The following is a 20,506-nucleotide window of genomic DNA, read 5'->3' as shown; positions in this document are numbered from 1 at the left end:
GGGATGCATGGTGGCGCTGCTGCTGTTCGCCGCCGTGTGCTGTGCAGCGCCGGTCTCGAACGCGATCAGTGCGTACGTCGCGCTGCAGACCGGGCTCCAGGACGATGCCGATGGTGGTATCGCCGATGGCGGCAGTGCGGCGGACATCCCCGCCCGGATGCTGACTGCCTACAAGAGGGCGGTCCAGCAGGTCGGGAAGCATGTGCCGAAGTGCCAGGGCATGCGCTGGCCGATCCTTGCCGGAATCGCCAAGGTCGAGTCGAACCACGCCGTGGGCCGCAACATCGCTGACAACGGCGACATCCGCCCGCGCATCTACGGGGTGCTCCTCAACGGCTCCGGGGCCGGCGGCAACACCACCGTCTTCCCCGACACCGACAACGGCCGCTGGGACGGCACCGCACACGGGGAACGCGCCGTGGGCCCGTTCCAGTTCCTGCCCTCCACGTGGGAAGGAACCGGCGAGGACGCCAACGGCGACAAGAGCGCCGACCCGCACAACGCCGACGACGCCGCGCTCGGCGCCGCGATCTACCTCTGCGCAGGCGGACGCGACCTGACCCAGCGCGCCCAGCTCAAAGCAGCGATCCTGCAGTACAACCACTCGAACGAGTACCTGTCGAACGTGCTGGGGTGGATCGACCAGTACACGGCGGCCGCCAAGGACCCGGACCTGACCAACGTGTCCGGGAAGGTCCGCACCGTCATCGAGGCGGCGCTCTCCCAGCGGGGTGTGCCGTACTCCTGGGGCGGCGGCAACGCCAAGGGCCCGTCGACAGGGATCTGCTGCTCGCCCAGCGGCAAGAGCGGCGCGAACATCAAAGGCTTCGACTGCTCGGGGCTGGCCCTGTACGCGTACGCCAAGGCCGGCATCCGGCTGCCGCGTACCGCGGCCGCCCAGGCCGGTGTCGGCCAGCGGATCCCCGCCAGTCTGGGCACCGGCGCGCTCAAGCCGGGCGACCTGGTCTTCTACGCCTACGCCCCGGGCCACGACTCGACGATCTACCACGTCGGCATCTACACCGGCAGCGGCCAAATGATCAACGCCGCCCGCCCGGGCACCGTCGTGCGGCTGGACCCGGTCAACGCAATGTCCGGCTATGCGGGAGGAGCACGGCTGCTGTGACCACCACCCCGCGCTCACCGCGTCTGCTGTTGCTGAGCACCGTCGTCCTCGCCGTCGCCGGCGTTGCCCTGCTGGGCGCGCCGCACGGCCAGGAGCCGCCGGCCCCGGCAACGTCGTCGGCCGCGCACGCGGCCACGGATCCGTCCGCGTCGGCCACTGCACCTCGCGCGAGCCAGCCGACCGTCGCCACGACGCCCTCCACAGCATCCGCCGCAGCGGCACCGTCGTCGGTCCTCGAGTCCGCTCTGCCGCCGCACGGCGAGGGCGTGGCCGGCGACCGGGCTGTCCAGCGGTCGCTGGAGGCGGCCTGGCCCGCTGACCTTCCCGCCGACGACGAGCGGGAGTTGCTCACCGCCGGTCGCGCGCTGCTGCGCGCGGACGCCACCGGCATCGACCGCGCGAAGTGGCCAGACGTTTTCCCCGACTCCGGCCAGGCGGTGGCCCCGGCGTTCGCCACCGCGCGCTTCCGGATCCAGGCCGCGATCGCCCGCCAAGGCGGCAGCCCGGACCAGGCGGTGGTCCATCTGGTGTGGGCCGGCATGGACCGCGGCGGCACCTTCACCGACCTCCGCATCACCGACTGGCACTTCACCCGCACGATCAAGAAGGGAGCAGCGACGTGGACTCCGCAGCCCCGTACCTGACCGACCGGGCCGATCAAACGGCTGCTGGTCAGGTACTCGGCCTGGTCACCAGCCTGGTCGACGCCGCCGACTGGCTCTACGACCACTGGTATCTGCTCGCGCCGGCCATCGCCGTGTACTGGGGCGTGGGCGAGCTGGTGGTCCGCCGGCTCGCGGCCAAGGCTTCGGCCGAGCGGATGGCCCTGGAGCTCGTCTCCACCCGGCACTTCGACCCGGGCCTGGAGGAGATCTTCCGGCGCGGTGTCCAGCTCGCCCGCGCCTCCACGGCCATGCCGTGGTGGGCGCCCCGCCGGGCGAAGGCCGTGCAGATCCGGCTGCGCGCGGACGGCAGTGCGCCGCTGCGCTACCGCATCGAGGGCCCGGCGGGCGGCGAACGGCTTTTGTCCATCACGCCGTTCGGGCCGGACGTCGCCGTCAACCGGGCCCGGCCGATCGTCGACGAGCCGAGGACGCACACCGTGCGAGCCGAGTTCATCCTGCGCGGCAGGCTCACCTCCCCGCTGCGCGAGGTGCCGCTCACCCCTGACCCGCTCCAGCCGCTGGTCGACGCCGTGGCCGACCTGCGCGCCGAGCTCGGCGACCTCGCCGAGATCCGGCTCGACATCCAGCGCGCCCCGAAGTGGGTGCTGAGGGCGCGGCGCCTGCAGCTGATGAGCGCCGCGCGCCGGTCCGAACGCCGGGAGTCCCAGCGGGCCGCGCGCTGGCTGCGGCGGGACGCCAGCGGCATCGAGGACTCCCTGGGCTGGCAGCTGCAGCAGCTCCTCAGTGACAAACCCGGCTCGGGATCCGGCCGGCGGCTGGTGATGCCGCCGGTGCCCCGTCGGGTGGAACCGGCCGAGGCGCTGGGCAAGCTCGCCGAGGACGACCACCTCGTCCGCGTCCAGCTGCTGGTGATGTGCGCCTCGAACACCGAGGGCCGCGCCCAGGCGAGACTCGCCCAACTCCAGGCCGCCTTCGATGTGTTCGGTGGGCGCTCGAGGTGGGCGATGCGCGGCTGGCGGCTGGGACCCTGGCGGATCGGCGCCGACCACCGGCCCACTAAGCGTGGTTTCGAGCGCCGCTGGAATCTGGGGCACTGCCAGCCGCCCCGCGCGAACTGGGTGAGGCTGGAGGAGCTGACAGGCCTGCTCAAGCCCCCGACGGTGCACTGCCGTCTGCCGGTGCTCGCCGGTGACCTGCCGACCTTCGCTTTCGGCGAGCCCGAGCTGCTGCTGCAGGGCATCTACCGGGGTCCGGACGGCCGAGAGCGGTTGGTCGCCACCTACGCCGAGGAGACCCTGTTCGAGGTCGGGGTGGGCAAGGCGGGCGGCGGCAAGACGGAGAGAGCTCTGGCGCAGGCGATCGGCTGGGCGCACGCGGGCGGTGGGCTGGTCTTCGTCGACCCGCACCGCGACTCCTGGCCGCGCGCCCTGCCGTTCCTGGCGCACGATCACCTGATGCCGCGGATCGCGCTGATCGACCTCAACGGTCTCGGCCCCAACCCGCGGGTGAGTTCGTGGAATCCGCTCGGGATGCACCACGGTCAGGCAGCGCACGAGGTCGTCGAGGCGATCGCCGACGCCTACGCCTCCGCACTGGCCTGGGACGACGCGACCGCCCCCCGTGCGCTGACCATCCTCACCGCCGCGCTGGCTGTCCTGGTCGCGGTCAACGAGGCGGCCTGCCAGGCCGGGCAGCCCGAGGACCAGGCCACGATCTTCCACGTGCGGGCTCTGCTCACCGACGCCGCCTTCCGCACCGCGGCGCTCGCCGCGGTAGCGGGCCGGCTGGATGAGGAGACCCGCATATGGTGGCAGTCGGTGTTCCCGACCCTGCCGCCCGACGCGTTCGCTGTCGTCCTCAACCCGATCGCCCGGCTGGCTGCCAACCCGGTCACCCGCGCGTTCCTCGGCCAGCCGGTCGGGGTCTACAACATCCGCGCGGCGATGGACTCCAAGATGATCGTGTGGGTGTGCCCGGGCGGCAACGGGCCCACCGACCGGTTGCTTACCGCGCTGCTCGCTCGGGATCTGCTGCGGGCCGCGCGCTCGAGGCGCGACACCCCGGAAGCCAAGCGGGTGCCGTTCCGCCCGTACTTCGACGAGCTGATCACCCTCACCGGGGCCGCCCCGGAGACCATCGCGTCGATGTTCGAGGACTTGCGCAAGTACAAGTGCCACATCCACGGCATGACCCAGCTGCTGTCCCGCCTTCCCACCCCGGTGCGGCTGTCCCTGGTGCAGAACGCGTCCACGCTGGCCACCACCGCCGGTTCGAAGTCCGCGATCGCGCCGATCACCGCAGAGTGGGGTGACAACCCCAGTCCCGACCGGGTCGCCACCATGGAGCGGTTCGAGCACTACGTCTCCATGAACGTGCACGGCCGCCGCGTCGGGCCCATCCAGCTGCGCGGGCCCCATCTCGACGACGTCTTCGCCGCCCAGGCCCGCCCGCAGCAGGTCCCCCAACTGGAGCGGGCCGCCCAGGCCAACGCCGGGGCGCTCCCCCTGGGCCAGCTCACCGTCCGCGCCGCCGAACAGTTCGTCCGTGTCACCGCTTTCCTCGCCGCGCACGCCCCCGCCGGCGCCGCCGCTGGCCGCCTGTCGCAGGAGAACGAATGGAACTGACCACCGTCCAGCCCAAGGGCCGTGTCATGACGGGCTTCACGCCCAGCCCTGTCGAGCCCCTCAAGCATCAGCTCCTGGCCACGCTCGCCCAGCACCGCATGGCCTCCACCAACCAGCTGCATGTCCTGCTGAGGCCCGACCGCTCCCGGCAGTCGGTCTCGGAACGGCTGAACGATCTGCTCGGCGAGCGCCTGGTCGACTTCGTGGTGCTGCCGCAGTCCCATCGCACCCGGGTCTGGTACCTCACGCCGAAGGGCGCCCGCCTGACGCGGGACTGGCCCGCGCTGCGCGGCCGCCCGCCGTATCCGATCACCTCGGCGACGGCCGCCTCGCTCAAGACCCCGCACACCCTCACCGTCCTGCGGACGCACCTGGCCTTCGTCGCGGATGCCCGCCGCCGCGGCGACGAGCACGGTCACCTGGACTGGACCCCCGAGGTGTTCCACGCGATCGGCGACGGAGAGAGGATCGTCGCCGACGCGATCCTGCACTACACCCTCATCGAGGGTCAACAGCGGCGCAAACTACGGGCGTTCGTCGAGGTCGACCGCGCCACCATGAGCAGCGAACGCCTGGCGGCGAAGCTGATCGAATACGCACGGCTGTGGGCGTACGAGCCGCAGCCCGTCGGACGGCGCCGGCCGGCGGGCGGGCCCGGCTGGCTGCGCTGGTACCCGGTGTTCCCCCGGGTCCTGTTCGTGCTGACCGGCGCCTCCCGGCAGACGCTGGACAACCGGATCAGCGACCTCAAGGCCATGGCCGCCCACCATCCGCTCGTGGCCGACCTCGCCCGCGCGGTGCCGCTGGGAGCCGCCGTCCTGGAAGACCTGGACGAGCACGGCCCCACCTCAGACGTATGGGTACCGCTGGCCGGCGGCAAGCCCCGCCCGTGGACCGAACTGTGACACCACACTCCCAGCGGCCCAATGTTGCAGCCTTGCAACTACGCCCTAAACCCCTTGAGATTTGCTCACGCGAACACGTAGGTTACTGCTGCACAACGAGGCCCCGCTTTGAAAACCCCTCGCTGTGCACCGAGGTTAGGGGACACCCCATGTCGCACACTCCTGGTCAAGTTCGCACTTCAGAAGCAGCCTTCGACGTCGAGTGGCCGCCCCGGACGCAGGCCGTCTCGTACGTCGGGAACGCGTGCGTGATCGAGGGGACCGGTGAATTCGACCTGGACGACCTGAACCTGGTGCGCCGTCACTTCCCGGGTCGGCACGTAACCCTCGACGGGGATGTGATCACCGTCTGGCCAACTCCCACACCCGGCCAGCAAGGCCACTCCTCCTCTCCTCCTCTCGGAAGCACCCCCACCCCATGACGCACGTGAAGCTGCGATGGGACTATTCCTGGACCGACCGGGCGGTTTGACCCTAGGGGCAGAGGTGTCACTGCGGCCCGCTCTTACGACTCCCGCCCGCCACCTCAAATGCCCGCATTTTTCCGGAAATTCAAGCCCTCATTGAGTGAAGAGACAGAACTACAAATCGACTTACGTGACCGAATATGACCATTACGACTCGAGTTGTGCGAACGAACTCAAGGATCTCAGTAGGAAGTTGACTGGCATATGCGTAACCTGACGACTACACAAAGCGCATCAGCGCAGCTTGACCAGGGTGACTGGTCGGGTTTTCAAGCAGCAGAAGCCCGACGGGTATGGCGTGAGGCGCTGAACGGGGAGGAATCGTGACACGCCAGGTACATCACCAGGCCGTCTTTGCTGGACGGAATCTCGCGGCTGCGGCAATGGCCCTGTGTGCCGCGCTCTCGCTGGCTGGTTGTGGCGACAGCGACAGCGGCGCGGATGCGTCACCGTCCAAGAACAGCCCTACTCAAACGGCCGACTCGTCGCCGTCCGCCAGTTCCACCGCCGACACCGAGGATGCCGCTGTCATCGCGGCGTACACGAGTTCGTGGGACGCGCAGACCGAGGCCTACAAGAAGGCATCCTCCGCGGGCACCGACTTGAAGAAGAACACCACTTTCCAGGCCCTGGCTGACATCGAGAACGACTTGTCAGCCATGCGGAAGGCTGGACAGGTGACGACCGGGAAGCCGGTGATCAATCCGAAGGTCGTCAAGATGAGCGACGCCGAGGTCCCCAAGGCCACGGTCAGGGACTGCATCGACACTACGAACTGGACGCTGATCGACAAGACCTCAAAGAAGGAGGTCCCACTGCCATCGGAGCGACTCACCAAGTACGCCAGCACCGCAACGCTGGAAAAGTGGGGGACGAAGTGGATGGTCACGAAGTTGACCGCTCAAGATCAAACCTGCTGACCCGACGCCTCGCGTTACTCACCGGCACCCTCGTCCTGGCCGCAGCCGGCACCGCGCATGCCGAGGACGACCCCGATGTCGATGCGGGCAAGTGCCAGGTCGTCAAGTTCTGCGTCGGCGTAGGCGTGGATGACGAGACCGACGGAAGTGGCGGGCAGGCGGGCGGCTCGCAAGGCGGCAGCGACAGCAAACTGAAGTGCAAGTACACCAAGGTCGACCCGGAGCCGCCAGCCAACCATCCGGCCTGGAATGGCGCCGACCCCAAGACGAACGACCTGTACTTCCGCGGCTGCTCGGACGGTGGTCAGGACAACCCCGACGGCTTCGTCGTTGTGCCGCCGGGCCAGCCCGAGCCCCAGGTCGACCTGCAGGAACTCGCGCAGCGCGCAGTCGACTCCATGACGCTACTTGGCCCGGATATAGCCAGCCCGCGCGTGGCCGGGAAGTACACCGTGGGTGTCCCGATGTGGATGTGGGTCAACCAGAGCGCCACGACGTACGGGCCGAACACGGCGTCGGCGTCGGCTGGCGCGGTGACCGTCACCGCCACGGCGAAGGTGTCGAAGATCGTGTGGCAGATGGGTGATGGAGCGACAGTGACATGCACCGGCCCAGGAACTCCCTACCGGGCTTCTGACGGTATGGCGCAGTCGCCGACCTGCGGCCACGTCTACACCAGGACGTCGGCAGGCCAGCGGGGCGGCAAGTACGGGGTGATGGCAACCTCCACATGGACCATCGACTGGCAGGTCACCGCAGGCGGCGCGGCAAGCGGCCAGTTGACCGAGACCCGTCAGTCTCAGATGCAGGTGGCTATCGGCGAGTTGCAGGTCGTCAGGTAGCGCCACCGGAAGGAAAGAACGGTGAGCAAGACCAGAGTAAGTACGGCCACCGCGACCGGTGTGCCCCCGCAGGGGCAGGTGGCTGGCCCTGTGGCGCCGCCTCGGGTGTCGGCCCGTAGGCGTCGGCCCGGTGTCATCGCTCTGTCGTTGGCGCTGATTGCTGCCGGCGGGGCAGGGGTGGCGGTGCTCCTGTTGCAGGTCGGAGACCGTGCCCAGGTGTTGACCGTCGTCCGCGATGTCCAGGTCGGCCAGGTCCTCACCGAGCAGGACCTGGGCAAGGCCTCCGTCGCCCTGGATCCGGCGGTGAAGGCCGTACGCGCGGACAACCTGGACACGGTGGTGGGCAAGCGAGCTGCAGTCGAGCTGAAGCCCGGGGCGTTGCTGTCGCCGTCGCAGGTGACGAAGGATTCGCTGGTTAAGCCGGGCGAGCAGCTGGTGCCGATCGGACTCAAGCCGGAGCAGGTACCGGCGACCGCGCTGGTGCCGGGCCAGAAGGTGCAGCTGGTGCACGTTCCCGCGCAGGGCGCTGCGGACACGGGTGGCAGCGCCGAGCCCTCTGAGGGCTCGCAGGAGACGATCGCCGGACGGGTGGTGAAGGCTTCCAAGGCCGCCCCCGCCACCGGAGTCGTGGTCGTCGACGTGGCCACCTCCGCGGAGAACGGCCCGACCGCGGCCGCGTGGGTGGCGTCCGGTGCCCTGCGCCTGGTCCTCGACGCTCCGGATGGCAGCTGATGAGTGTGATCGCGCTGGCCGGGTGCCGCGGCGCGCCCGGCGTGACCACGAGCGCTCTCGCGCTGCTGCTGGCGTGGCCGCTGGAGCCGGGCCGGAAGATGATCCTGGCCGAGTGCGACCCGGACGGCGGGGCCGTCCTGCACGGTCTGCTGCAGGGCACGCTCAGCGATCGGTACGGGCTGCGGAATCTCTCCATCGCCGCCCGTAAGAACGAGTTCGGCGACGCCTTCTGGCGGCAGCTGATCGACCTGAGCAGCGAAGACGGCCAGCAGGAGTCGCCGCGTGACCGGCTGCTGTTGCCGGGGATCACTGATCCCGCGGAGGCGGCGGGCCTGGGCCCGGTGTGGAAGCCCCTCGCAGTGACGTTCCGCGGCATTGCCGCCGACTATGACCACGACGTCCTGATCGACCTCGGACGCAGCGGGGCCGTGGGGCCCTCGGCTGTGTTAGCCGAGCGGGCGGATGCAGTGTTCGTGGTCGTGCGGAACACCCTGCGCTGTCTGCAGGCTGCCCAGGCCGGCGTCCGTGCTTTGGAGGAGCGGGTCGGTGATGTCGGCCTGTTGATGATTGACGAGGGGCCGTACGCCGCCGGTGAGGTGCAGCGGGTGCTGCAGGTTCCTGTGTTGGCGACGCTTCCGTACGCGCCCAAGGACGCGCGGGTGCTGTCCGACGGTGCCGACCAGCCCCGCCACTTCACCAAGTCGGCGCTGATGAAGGCGGCCCGTACGGCAAGCTCGCTGCTCGTTCAGCGGGCAGCCCTGCGCAGGTCCCCGCCTGGCACCGCGCACCCCGGCCGGAGGAGGGGTGACGCGTGCTGCGCGGTAGGCCTCTGCACACTGATCCCACCGTGGCGCCGCCGCCCGGAAACCCGCGGCAGGCCTCGCCCCGTCAGGCAGCCGGCGCCCCTGCGGGTGCGGCCGCGAGTGCCCGGCCGCTCGGCACAGCGGCGCCTCAGGTCACCGTCGACTACCGGGTCGCCCGGCACATCGCGACCCAGGTCGCCCGGCAGCGCGAGGAACTTCTGAAGATCACTCCAGAGGTGGACCGGGCCACCGAGGAGCAGCACTGCCTGAACTGGATCAACGAAACCGTGGCGTTGTGGGCGCACGCCCAGGGCGTCGAGCGTGGTGTGAACACCACGCCGCAGGAAGAGGACACGCTGCGCCGGGCGGTGTACGACCTGCTGTATCGGGCGGGCCGGCTGCAGCCGTTTCTGGACGATGAGCGGGTCGAGGACATCTTCATCCAGGGACCCGATGAGGTGTGGCTCGACTACGGCGACGGCGAGCGGACGATGGTCGGCCCCATAGCCGATTCCGAGGAGGAACTGCTGGAGCTGCTGCGCGAGTTGGCCCGGGACTCAGGCTTGAGTGAGCGCACGATCTCCACCGCCAACCCAACGCTCGCGCTGTCCCTGCAGGATGGCTCCCGCCTGCAGGCCATCACCGGGCTCGGCCCGAAGACGTACGCGGTCATCCGCCGCCACCGGGTCTCCCACGCCGGCCTGGACGACCTGGTGCAGTTGGGCACCATCGACCCGGTCCTGCGCGAATTCCTCGGCGCCTGCGTGCGCGCAGAGAAGAACGTCATGATCGCGGGGAAGCAGAAGGCCGGCAAAACCACCTTGCTGAGGGCGATGCTCCGGGAGTTCGACCCGGAGTGCCGGTTCGCCACCATCCAGACCGAGGACGAGCTGTTCGCCCACGCCGGCGGCTACCACCGGCAGGTCGTCTCCCTGGTGGCCCGGGAGTCCAATGGTGAGAAGGACGCCACCGGCCGCGGCGCCGGTGAGGTCACGCTGCTGGACCTGATGCATCCCGCGCTGCGGATGTCGCTGGAGCGGATCGTGGTCGGTGAGGTCCGCGGGCCGGAAGTCGTGGCGATGATGCAGGCGCTCACCAACGGGGCGGGCGGCAACCTGTGCACGATCCACGCGCGTCGCCCGGACATCGTCTTCGACCGGATTGCCGAACTGTATGCGCTGGCGCAGGAGAACCTGTCCGAGCAGCTCGCCTACCGGCAGATCGCCAACGGCCTGGACTTCATCGTCTACGTCTCGATGACCGACGAGACGCAGATCGGCGGCCGCCGACACCGCTACGTCTCTCACGTCCTGGAAGTGACGGGGATCGGCGAGTCGGGTCGCCCGGCCACGAACGAGGTGTTCGCCCCAAGCCTGGAGTTCGGCGAGGTGCGGGCGGTGCCGCAGATGGATCCCGGCTGCATCGACGACCTGCGCCGTGTCGGCTTTGATTCCTCCCTGCTGCAGCACCGTCAGGGGCTGTGGAAGGAGCCGTTGCCGCTGCTCGTGGGGGTGAGCCGATGACCCTGTTGTTGGCCTTGTTGAGCGGCATGGCCGTGATGGGCGGGCTGATCGGCGTCATCGTCGGCGTCGTTGGAACGACCGCGCCGCGCCGGGCCCCGCTATGGCAACGGTGGCGGGCCCTGCGTGCCGGGCAGGAGCAGGCCGAGGACCTGCGCATGCGGCAGCGGACGCTCATGGTGGCGGCCACAGTGGTGTTCCTGGGCGTCTGGCTGGCCTCGGGGAACTTCGTGGGCGGCGCCCTGCTGGGGGCGGCCGTGGTCGGCGTTCCTTGGCTGATCACCCCGGCGCAGGTCGCGGCCGAACGCATCGGGCAGTTGGAGGCCCTCAGTGAGTGGACGCAGCGGCTGGCCGGCCTGCTGCGGCTGGGCATGGGCCTGGAGCAGGCGATGATCACCAGCCGGAAGGGTGCCCCGGACGCGCTCGCCGAGCAGATCACGGCCCTGTCGGACCGACTGCGGCTGGGGTGGCGGCCGGAGGAGGCGCTGCGCGCGTTCGCCGACGAGCTCGACGACGTCACTGCCGACAAGGTGACCGCTGCGCTGATCCTGTCGGTCAACGATCGCAGCCCGGGCCTCGCCCAGGCGCTGGAGGACCTGGCGGGCACGGTCCGTGAGGAGGTCGCACGCAAGCGCTCCATCGAGGCGGACCGCGCCAAGCCGCGCACCACGGTGCGGTGGATGACCTTCATCACCCTGGGCGTGATCGTCGCCGGCTTCTTCGTGCCGTCCTACACCCGCCCCTACTCCACGCTGCTGGGCCAGCTGGTGCTCGCCTGCCTGACGGCCGGGTTCGTCGGCGTGCTGGCGATGATGCGGCAGCTGGGCAACTTCCGCCGCATCCCGCGCTTTTTGATCGCGGATGCCCGCAGCACCGTGCGCCTGCCCGCCCCCTCGGCGGAGCCAGCCGCTGCGGCGGCCGAGCGTGAGCCGGAAGGAGCCCCGTCGTGAACCTGCTTCCCGTGGTGCTCACCGGCAGCACGGTCGGTGCCGGCGTTGCTTTGCTGGTGCGGGAACTGCTGCGCCCGCAGCCCGCGTTGGCGGCCGCGCTCGCGCGCAGCGCTCCCGGCAGCCTGAGCATGCCGGAGCCGGATCTGGACCGTGAGGAGCTGTGGGGCCGGTGGCTGCTGGCCCGCCTCGAGCGGCTGCCCGGCGTGAGGATCCCGGTCAAGAACCTTGCCCTGCTGGGGCAAGGGCCGGGGCAGTTCATGCTCAAGAAGACCGCACTGGCCGCGCTCGGGCTGCTGTGCCCCATGCTGGTGACCATCCCGTGGATCATCGCGGGCATCTCGCTGCCGTTCTACGTACCCGCCGTGGTGGGGCTCGCGGTCGCGGGCCTGCTGTTCGTCACCCCCGATCTCGCGGTGCGCGACCAGGCCAAGCGGGCGCGGGAGGAGTTCGCCCACGCCCTGTCCGCCTACCTGGACCTGGTCGCGCTCAAGCGGGCCGCGGACGCCGGGCCGACGGAGGCCCTGGAAAAGGCGGCCGCGGTCGGCCACGGCTGGCCCTTCCTGTATCTGCAGGGCGCGCTGCGCCGGGCCCGGCTGGAGAAGATCCCGCCCTACCAGGCGCTGACCGAACTCGCCGACACCTACGACCTGCCAGCCCTGGACGACGTCGCCGACATCATGCGCGGCTCGGCCACCGACGGCGCCGCCGTCTACAAGGCCCTGCGGGCGCGGACCGCCGCACTCAACGCCGAGCTGCTCGCCGCCCAGGCCGCCGAGGCCAATACCGCCAGCGAGAAGATGACCGCCCCCGGTGCCCTGCTCGCCGTGCTGGTGATGCTGCTGATGGCGTTCCCCGCGGTGATCCGCATGCTCACCGTCTGACCTTCCCTACCCGACCGTCTCGTTCAACCTGGTCAAGGAGCAGTCCTGATGAAGTACACCGCAGTCCGTTCCTACCGCGCCGTGCGCCGGCTCACCTCGCGTCTGGAGGAGGGCCTGACGGAGATGGCCCGTCGTCCGGACCGGGGCGACATCAGCATCACCACCGTGATCATCTGGGTTGCCGCCGTCACCGGCGCCTTGGTGATCGCCGGGACCATCGCCGTGGTGATCGCCAAGTACAACGGGAACCTGGCCGGCATCTGATGCTGGACGGCGACCGGCTGAGGGCCTGGTGGCGCGGGCGCAGGTGGCACGATGACCGCGGAGACGCCTCCATCCAGATGGCGATCGTCTACCCGTTCGTGCTGCTGGCCACGATCGCCGTCATCCAGGCATCCATGTGGTACTACGCGCGGTCGATCGCGCTGACCGCCGCCCGCGAGGGCCTGACTGCCGCCCGCGCCTACCAGGCCTCGCCCGCCGACGGCACGGCCAAAGCCCGCGAGGTGCTGGGACGCAGCGCGGGCGACAGCCTGCTCGGCTACAGCGTCTCCACCACCGGCAGCACCGCCGAGCGGGTACGCGTGCAGGTGACGGGCACGGCCCAGTCGATGATCCCGGGCGTGGCCGGTCTGCGGGTCAGCCAGTCGGCGTCCGGTCCCGTGGAGCGCTGGACGGTGCCGGGGGGATGATTCCGTTGAGCAGCAGGGCCCGATGGACGCGCAGAGCACGCGGTGATGAGGGCAGTGTGGCGATCGAAGCCGCCATCATCGTCCCGCCGCTGATCATGTTTCTGTGTCTGGCGATCGCGGGCGGTCGGCTCGTCATGTCCGGCGCGAAGATCGATGCCGCGGCCGAGGACGCCGCGCGGGAGGCGTCCATCCATCGCACCGTCGCCTCCGCCCAGGGCGCCGCCCACGCCGCGGCCACCGAGTCGCTAAACGATCAGGGCATCACGTGCGCGTCCGCCGACGTCACGGTCAACACCGGCGGGCTGAACGTTCCCGTCGGCCAGGTGGGCACCGTCACCGTGACGGTGACCTGCACGGTCAACCTGTCGGATCTGCTGCTGCCGGGCGTGCCCGGGGCCCGCACCCTCACGTCGACCGCGACCTCCGTTGTGGATCAGTTCCGGCAGCGGGAGAACGGATGATCTTGAGGCGGATGGGCGGCCGGGCACGATGCGACGACCGTGGCGGCGTCACCGTGTTCGTCGCGGTGTGCGTCATCGCGCTGATCGGCATCATCGGCGTCGCGGTCGACGGCGGCAGCAAGATGCGCGCGGTCGAACGCGCCGACTACATCGCCGGTGAGGCCGCCCGGGCGGGCGGACAGGCCATCGACCCGGCCAAGGCGATCACCGGAGAAGCGGTCGTCGTGGACCCGCAGGACGCAGCGGCCGCCGCCCGGGCCTACCTGAGCACGGCCGGCGCCACAGGCACGGTCAGCGTGTCCGGGGACGGCAAGACGCTCACCGTCACCGTCACCGGCTCCTACGACACCAAGTTCCTGTCCGTGGTCGGGATCGGCTCCCTCCCGGTGACCGGCCACGGCACGGCCACCCTCCTGTACGGCGTCACCGCACCAGAAGGAACCTGATGCGCACCACCCCCTCCCCCGCCAACCCGGCGGGCCGCACCCTGGCCCGCGTGATCAAAGCCGTGCTGAGCCTGCTCGTCCTGGCCGGCGCGGTCGCCGGGCTGCCGCTGCTGCTGGCCTGGGTCACCCCGATCCTCTGGGCGTCCGGCCACGACGACCTCGCGCACCTGCTCGACCGGCAGGACACCGGCGCCGTGTTCCTGCTGCTGCTCGTCGCGGTGGGCTGGATCGGCTGGGGTCAGTTCACCTTCTGCGCCGTGCGCGAGCTGATCGCTCAGCTGCGCGGCCGGACCTGGCACGCCCCGCGCGGGCTGGGCTCCTCACAGCGGGCCGCAGCCCTCCTGATCGGCAGCATCCTGGTGCTGCTGCCCACGAGCTCGGCCCTGGCCTCCGACGCCCAGGCCGCACCGGCCAGCACCGCGTCCCGCGCGCCCGGCCAGGCCCACGCCTCCCACGCCTCCCACGCCGAAGCCGATCAGGTCTCCGCATCCGCGGCGCGTACGGCGAAGGCCCGCACGTACACGGTGCGCGAGACCCGGCCCGCGGAAAGCCTGTGGAGCATCGCCGAGCGGGAGTTGGGCGACGGCGAGCGGTGGCGGGACATCGCCGCTCTCAACGAGGGCCGCACCATGACCGACGGTCAGGTCTTCCGGTCCACCGGTTTTCTCCAGCCGGGCTGGCAGTTGGAGATGCCCGAGACGTACGCGTCGGCGGACGGCGTCGGTACGCAGCCGGGTGCCGCCGCTCCCGCCTCTGCCGAACAGGGCAAGCACGTGGTCGCCGTGGAGTCCGGCGACCACCTCTCGAAGATCGCCGAAGAGGAGCTCGGTGACGGCACCAAGTGGCCCGAGCTGTTCGAGGCCAGCCGGGGCAAGCCGCAGCCGGACGGCCTGCCCGCCATCTCCGACCCAGATGTGATCTACGCGGGGCAGCAGGTCACCGTGCCCGGAGCCCAGCCCGAACAGGACACACCACCCCGGGGCAGTGACCAGGGCGATGCGGCGGGCAGTCAGGAGACCACTCCCCCGGCCACCCAGCAGCCCGACGGCCAGCAGAAGCCGGGCGACGCCACGGGGGATGGGCAGGCACCGGCGCCGAGCCACACCACAGCGCCCGCACCAGAGTCGTCGGCCCCCAGCACGCCAGCGAGCCGCCCCGCCCAACAGCCCGGGCAGGAGCAGGCCTCTCCTTCCGCACCGGCCTCCGCGACGCCCGGGCCCAGCACCAGCATCTCTCCTTCCGCCGCCTCACCGTCGGCGTCGGCCGAGCCGTCCGGCTCTGCTGCTTCCTCCCCCGCTACGGCGTCCGAGACGCCGGCGTCGGCTCCGGCCAACAGCCCGCTGAACCTGCGCATCGTTCTGGGCGCCGGCGCGCTGCTGGCCGCCGCCGTCACCGGTGCGCTCGCCCTGCGCAGGACGCTGCAGCGCCGCCGTCGCAAGCCCGGCGAGACGATCGCCATCGCGTCGGAGACGTCCACGGCAGAGGCGCAGTTGGCGGCGGCCGCCGAGCCCGGCGGAGCTGCCCGCCTGGACGTGGCCCTGCGCACCCTGGCCCACCACGTGGCCCAGCAGCAGGAGGACGACACGGTCCTGCCGCCGCTGCGAGCCGCCCGCATCGGGACCCGCACGGTGGAGGTGCTGCCCGAGGATCTCACCCAGGAGCCGCATGCGCCCTTCGTCTCCGGGCAGGGCGGCTGGTGGGTCCTGCCCGCCGACGCCGCCCTCCTGGACGAGGAGTCCGCCCGTGAGGTGCCGGCGCCGTATCCGGGGCTGGTCACGATCGGCAGCACCGAAGCGGGTGACCTGCTGCTGGTCAACCTCACGCGATTGCCCGCCCTGCTGCTGGACGGCAACCCGGTCCACATCACCGAGGTGTGCACCTCGCTCGCCCTGGAGCTCGGGATGAGCCCGTGGGCGAGTGAAGTCGAGGTCGTCACCGTGGGGTTCGGCGAGGATCTGCCGCAGCTGCTGCCCACCGCGCGGATCGCCCACATGCGCCAGGCCGGGCACGCGCTGCGCGATCTGAGCGAACGGCTGCTGGAAGCGCACCAGATGCCCGAAACCCGGCATCAGCCGTATGTGCTGCTGTGCGCGTCCTCCCTGGACGAGGACACGGCCTGGCAGTTCGCCGACGTCCTCGACCGGGCGGGGGCCGTGCCCGTCACGCTGATCGCCCCGGCGAGCACGGCGGCCGCGCACTTCCCCGAGGCGGAGATCCTCAACGCCTCCCTCAGCGAGCCGCAGCACCTCGACCACGCCGGCACCGACATCACGGTGCAGCGCCTGGAGCACGCCGCCTACCAGCAGATCACCACCGCGCTGAAGGTGTCCGGACAGCCGTCCCACCCGGCCGAGGGGCCCTGGCAGGACGTCCCGGACGAACCCGACAGCATGCAGCAGCCCGCGCAGGCATCGCCGCAGGAGTCCACCGCGCCCGCACCCGCCGCCGCCCCGATCCCGGCGCCGGCGCCGGCGCCGGCGGCGGCAACGGACCTGAACAGCGAGGTCTTCCCGGCCCTGCTCGCCGCCAGCACCGATCCGTCCGGACTCCGTCTCCTCTCCCCCGCCCCGTCGTCGGCCGGGCGCGACGAAACCGGCCCGGGCACCGGAGCAGCGGTGCCTTCGGCCCCGGCGTCCCCGGCTGATGCGGACTCCACCGACACAGCGCAAGCCCCCACCGCGGAGGCCGCCGCCGTCGAGGAGCGCACGGTGCCGGAGGCGGAGGAGTGCGAGGCACCCGACCTGCACGCCCCGGAGATCCGGGTCCTGGGGCCGGTGGAGGTGACCGGCGTGGACAGCACCGGCCACGGCCCGCGGATGGCGCAGCTGGCCGCGTTGTTGTATTTCCGGCCCGGGCGGAGCGCGGATGTCCTGTGTGCCGACATGGATCCCGTCAGCCCCTGGTCGCCGAGCACCCTCAACGCGCGGATGCAGGGCCTGCGCCGCTCCCTGGGCAGCGATCCCGCCGGCACCCCCTACGTGCCGCGCCGCACGGCGGGCGAGGACCCCTACCGGCTCGCGCCCGGCGTGCGCTGCGACTGGACCCGTTTCCTCCAGCTCGTCGAGCGTGCGTTGCCGCTGGGCCTGTCCGGCCTGGGCGACCTGGAGAAGGCGCTGACGCTGGTGCGGGGCAAGCCGTTCGGCGGCCGGCCGCTGCCCTGGGCCGAGCCGTTCCAGCAGGAAATGACCACGCGGATCATCGACGTCGCGCACACCGTGGCCACCCACCGCACCCCCGCGGGCCCCCACCACGACCTCAGCGCCGCACGCCAGGCCGTCGCCACCGGTCTCGACGCCGACGACACCGCAGAGCTGCTCTACCGGGACTGGATGCGCCTTGAGGCTGCGCGCGGGAACCGCTCCGGGCTGCACACCGCCATCACCCGCCTCCAGCAGGTCAACCGGGCGCTGGACTGCTCCCCCGAACCGGAGACCGAGCAGCTCATCAACGAGCTCCTCAACGGCTCCAGCACGGCGGAGCGCATGTAGGATCCGCGAGTCGGTGAGCACTGTCGGCGGATCATGAGCACCGTCGGAGCAAATCCGGATAATCACGAGCATCGGTGACGCTCAGTAGCTGTCAGGTATGGGATTGCGGTCTTGTGTCCGGACCGTACAGGTGCTCCGTACCGTCGACGGTTTGCGATCTTGCCCGGGGTGCCCCGGGCATCCCAGGCGGAGCCATCGCCGGATCGCGGCGACGGGCCCTGCGAGCTGTGATCGATACGTCTCGCTGGGTTGGGCCTTGGGCCGGTGGGCCGACCTGCGCACACTGGAACCATGCGCGGAATGATCGTCGGCGGGATGGCGGAGCGTGAGGATCTGCTCGCTGCAGCCGTCGTCGAAGCCGTCGCAGGAACCGGCGCGTACGCCGGGAGCGTCTTTCTCCGCTCCCGCGACCGTCGGTCGATCGTGCTCGCCGCGACGTGCGGGATGCCACCTTCTCTGCTCGGTGGCTGGCACCTCATTCCGGTGAGCAGTCCCATCCCGGTCGCCGCCGCCTACAGCTCTGGGCGCACGGTCCACCTGACCGACGCCGACGAGACGATGCGCCGGTTTCCTCAGCTGGCGGTAGCTCTGCCGTACGCCTTCGGCTCCTGTTCCGTGCCGGTAGGCGCAGGTGAGGAGACCTTCGGGGCGCTGGCGATCGTCTGGGCGGCGTCGCCCGGCAGCGAAGGGCTGTCCAAGGCCCAGCGTCGCCGCGTGCGGACCATCGCCAAACGGCTCGGTGCCTCCCTCGCCGATCTCCGCGCCCGTACCGGCGATCCCGTCGAGTGCGACCCGCAGACGATTCCCGTGGAGACCCCAGCTCCGTCGGCACGGGCCGTGAGGGCCGGCCTGTTCGACTGGGACCTCGTCACCGGCACCCTCACCGTGGACGACGAGCTCTGCGCGATCTTCGGTCTCGCCCCCCGTGCTTTCGACGGACGAGCCGAAACGCTGGCTTCCTGCTTGCATCCCGGCGACCGCGCCGCCCTTCGAGCGGCCGCCCGCGCGGCAGCCGCTGAGGGCCGGATCAAATCGCGGTGCCTGCGTATACGGGATCGCAGGGTCGGCGGCGAGGGGTACCGCACGGTCGAGTTGTGGGGCCGCGTACCGGAGGCCGACGACGCGCGGGCACGCACCCACCTGGTCGGCACGGTCGTCGACGCGCAGGCCGGCAGCGCGGCCGTCGCGGCGGTCGAACGGCTGCGGGACGGGGTGTTCTCCCTCGCCCCCGACGGGCGGGTCACCTACGCCAACCACAGCGCCCTGCAGCTGCTGGGCGTGCGCGGCGACGAGTTGTTGGGTCAGTTTCTCTGGGACGTGCTGCCGTGGCTGTCCGATCCCGACGTCGAGTACCGGCACCGGTCCGCGATGATCTCGCAGGCGCCGGTCTCCTTCCTGGCCTGCCGGCCGCCCGACCGGTGGCTTGCCTTCTCCCTCCATCCGGAAGCGGACGGAGTAACCGGCCGGGTGGTGCCCTCCGGTCATCCACCCTCGACCTCAACGCCATCAGCCTCCTCGGCCCAGACGGCAACCGTTGCCACACCGGCGCGCCTGGGCGTCATGTACCACGTCTTGCAGCTGGGCAGCGCGCTGACTGAGGCGGTCACCGCCCGCGAAGTCTGCGAAGTCATCTCCGACCAGCTCCTCCCAGCCTTCGGCGGCCAGCAGCTGGCGATCTACGTGGTCCGCGACGGAACGATGCGTCTGCTCTATCACACCGGCCACCACGAAGACTTCCTCGACTGGCTGGAGGGCGTACCGCTGCATGCCTGCCTGCCCGGTACGGAGACCCTGACCTCCGGCGCTCCGCTCTTCATCGAGTCGCAGCAGGACCTCTTCCAGGGCTACCCGGCCATCCCCACCGGCGGAGTGAGCTCTTGGGCGTATCTGCCACTGATCGCCTCCAGCCACCCTGTCGGCACCTGCGTCCTCGGCTTCGACGAGATCCACCGATTCACGGAGAAGGACCGCGGTGTCCTCACCGCACTCGCCGGGCTGATCGCCCAGGCCCTGGAACGAGCGCGGCTCTACGACGCGGAGTTCGCCCTCGCGCGCGGCCTGCAGCAGGCGCTCCTGCCGCACCGGCTGCCAGTAGTCCCGGGTGTCCGCACCGTCGCGCGCTATCTGCCCGGCACCAGCGGAATGGACATCGGTGGCGACTGGTACGACGTAATCCCCACCGGTAGCGGGGTCTGTCTTGTGATCGGAGATGTGGAGGGGCACAGCATCGCCGCCGCGGCCACCATGGCCCAGCTGCGCAGCGCCGTACGGGCCTTCGCCGCAGTAGGCCATACGCCTGGCGATGTGATGGCGGGCGCCAACCGGACCCTGATCGACCTCGACCCCGGGCTGCTGGCCAGCTGCTGCTACATCCACCTCGAACCCCACGGCCACCATGCCTACGCCGTCACCGCCGGCCACCCCCCACCCCTGCTCCGCCGTCCCGACGCGACGACCCACGCCCTTGAACTGGACGTCGGCCCACTCCTCGGTGTGGATCGCGCAAGCGCCTATCCAGCAACCCGGATCGACCTCCCGCCCGGGTCTGTCCTCGCCCTCTACACCGACGGACTGGTCGAGGAACGCGGCGCCGACATCAACGTGGGGATTGACGGCCTGCGAGCATCCCTGGCCCACGCCCCTGCGGACTCACTGGACGAACTCGCCGACCGGCTTCTGCACAACGCCCGGGGCTCTTCGTACCGAGCCGACGACATCGCCCTGCTGCTCGCCGAGTACGGCTCCCGTCACGGTGCCGAGGTGACACCTGATCACGGTGTCATTCTCACTGACTCGGCAAAACGCTAGGCCAACGCCGAACTCGCCTGCGGCCATGATCAGCGTCCACCCGCCACCGACTTTGCAGGCCGGGCACCGGAAACTTTCGCCGGTGCCCCGCGTACGCTTCAAAGACCACTGGTGACGCGTAGTCACTAGTATCCGTTCGCAGACCCGCCTGAATGCTCAATGTCCGCCGACACCATCAATGCTCACTGGACCCGGATTTCGGCCTTTCCGCAGGA

The 20,506-nt window shown here is 70.6% G+C and carries 17 protein-coding genes; all 17 read left to right on the top strand.

From position 1 onward, the window contains the following. The first annotated feature begins 7 nt into the window (after window positions 1-7). The 17 genes from ACFV7R_RS34915 (at window position 8) to ACFV7R_RS34835 (ending at window position 20,291) form a co-directional block, all read left to right on the top strand. A complete protein-coding gene (locus tag ACFV7R_RS34915; RefSeq protein ID WP_385270790.1) occupies window positions 8-1,126 on the top strand; it encodes a C40 family peptidase in 1,119 nt (372 codons plus the stop codon). Further along, window positions 1,123-1,770 (top strand): hypothetical protein, encoded by a 648-nt coding sequence (locus ACFV7R_RS34910; RefSeq protein WP_385270787.1) that lies wholly within the window; start codon window positions 1,123-1,125, stop codon window positions 1,768-1,770. Before ACFV7R_RS34915 ends, ACFV7R_RS34910 begins: the two co-directional genes overlap by 4 nt. After that, on the top strand, window positions 1,746-4,376 hold the full coding sequence (locus ACFV7R_RS34905; RefSeq protein WP_385270784.1) for an ATP/GTP-binding protein: 2,631 nt from the start codon (window positions 1,746-1,748) through the stop codon (window positions 4,374-4,376). The genes ACFV7R_RS34910 and ACFV7R_RS34905 overlap by 25 nt, the downstream gene beginning before the upstream one ends. Beyond that, window positions 4,367-5,281, top strand: coding sequence for a replication-relaxation family protein (locus ACFV7R_RS34900; RefSeq protein ID WP_385270781.1), 915 nt, complete (start codon window positions 4,367-4,369; stop codon window positions 5,279-5,281). The genes ACFV7R_RS34905 and ACFV7R_RS34900 overlap by 10 nt, the downstream gene beginning before the upstream one ends. Window positions 5,282-6,071: 790 nt before the next feature. Next, entirely contained in the window at window positions 6,072-6,668 is a 597-nt protein-coding gene (locus tag ACFV7R_RS34895) for a hypothetical protein (RefSeq protein ID WP_385270778.1), read from the top strand. Further along, the gene (locus ACFV7R_RS34890; RefSeq protein WP_385270775.1) at window positions 6,614-7,510 is read left to right on the top strand and encodes an ATP/GTP-binding protein; all 897 of its coding nucleotides are present in this window, start codon (window positions 6,614-6,616) and stop codon (window positions 7,508-7,510) included. The genes ACFV7R_RS34895 and ACFV7R_RS34890 overlap by 55 nt, the downstream gene beginning before the upstream one ends. 78 nt (window positions 7,511-7,588) lie before the next feature. Further along, window positions 7,589-8,242, top strand: a complete 654-nt coding sequence (locus ACFV7R_RS34885) for an SAF domain-containing protein (RefSeq protein ID WP_385270934.1) — start codon at window positions 7,589-7,591, stop codon at window positions 8,240-8,242. After that, window positions 8,242-9,267 (top strand): hypothetical protein, encoded by a 1,026-nt coding sequence (locus ACFV7R_RS34880; protein ID WP_385270772.1) that lies wholly within the window; start codon window positions 8,242-8,244, stop codon window positions 9,265-9,267. Before ACFV7R_RS34885 ends, ACFV7R_RS34880 begins: the two co-directional genes overlap by 1 nt. Then, window positions 9,228-10,568 carry a CpaF family protein gene (locus ACFV7R_RS34875; RefSeq protein ID WP_385270931.1) on the top strand — a complete coding sequence of 447 codons (1,341 nt, stop codon included), beginning with the start codon at window positions 9,228-9,230 and terminating at the stop codon, window positions 10,566-10,568. The genes ACFV7R_RS34880 and ACFV7R_RS34875 overlap by 40 nt, the downstream gene beginning before the upstream one ends. Continuing rightward, complete coding sequence (locus ACFV7R_RS34870; protein ID WP_385270769.1) at window positions 10,565-11,515, top strand: type II secretion system F family protein; 951 nt, start codon at window positions 10,565-10,567, stop codon at window positions 11,513-11,515. The genes ACFV7R_RS34875 and ACFV7R_RS34870 overlap by 4 nt, the downstream gene beginning before the upstream one ends. After that, complete coding sequence (locus ACFV7R_RS34865; RefSeq protein WP_385270766.1) at window positions 11,512-12,396, top strand: type II secretion system F family protein; 885 nt, start codon at window positions 11,512-11,514, stop codon at window positions 12,394-12,396. Before ACFV7R_RS34870 ends, ACFV7R_RS34865 begins: the two co-directional genes overlap by 4 nt. A 48-nt stretch (window positions 12,397-12,444) precedes the next feature. Then, a complete protein-coding gene (locus tag ACFV7R_RS34860; protein ID WP_385270763.1) occupies window positions 12,445-12,660 on the top strand; it encodes a hypothetical protein in 216 nt (71 codons plus the stop codon). Then, on the top strand, window positions 12,660-13,088 hold the full coding sequence (locus ACFV7R_RS34855; RefSeq protein ID WP_385270760.1) for a TadE/TadG family type IV pilus assembly protein: 429 nt from the start codon (window positions 12,660-12,662) through the stop codon (window positions 13,086-13,088). Before ACFV7R_RS34860 ends, ACFV7R_RS34855 begins: the two co-directional genes overlap by 1 nt. Continuing rightward, the gene (locus tag ACFV7R_RS34850) at window positions 13,085-13,549 is read left to right on the top strand and encodes a TadE/TadG family type IV pilus assembly protein (RefSeq protein ID WP_385270757.1); all 465 of its coding nucleotides are present in this window, start codon (window positions 13,085-13,087) and stop codon (window positions 13,547-13,549) included. Before ACFV7R_RS34855 ends, ACFV7R_RS34850 begins: the two co-directional genes overlap by 4 nt. Beyond that, complete coding sequence (locus tag ACFV7R_RS34845) at window positions 13,546-13,995, top strand: TadE/TadG family type IV pilus assembly protein (protein ID WP_385270754.1); 450 nt, start codon at window positions 13,546-13,548, stop codon at window positions 13,993-13,995. The genes ACFV7R_RS34850 and ACFV7R_RS34845 overlap by 4 nt, the downstream gene beginning before the upstream one ends. Beyond that, window positions 13,995-17,483: a hypothetical protein gene (locus ACFV7R_RS34840; RefSeq protein ID WP_385270751.1), complete on the top strand. Its 3,489-nt coding sequence runs from the start codon at window positions 13,995-13,997 to the stop codon at window positions 17,481-17,483. The genes ACFV7R_RS34845 and ACFV7R_RS34840 overlap by 1 nt, the downstream gene beginning before the upstream one ends. A gap of 291 nt (window positions 17,484-17,774) precedes the next feature. Then, window positions 17,775-20,291, top strand: coding sequence for a SpoIIE family protein phosphatase (locus tag ACFV7R_RS34835; protein ID WP_385270748.1), 2,517 nt, complete (start codon window positions 17,775-17,777; stop codon window positions 20,289-20,291). Window positions 20,292-20,506: the final 215 nt, after the last annotated feature.

The organism is Streptomyces sp. NPDC059866, from assembly GCF_042731325.1.
Taxonomy (GTDB): Bacteria; Actinomycetota; Actinomycetes; order Streptomycetales; family Streptomycetaceae; genus Streptomyces; species Streptomyces flavusporus.
Note: the sequence above shows the minus strand (reverse complement) of the source record. Positions and strands in the feature narration are given on the sequence as shown.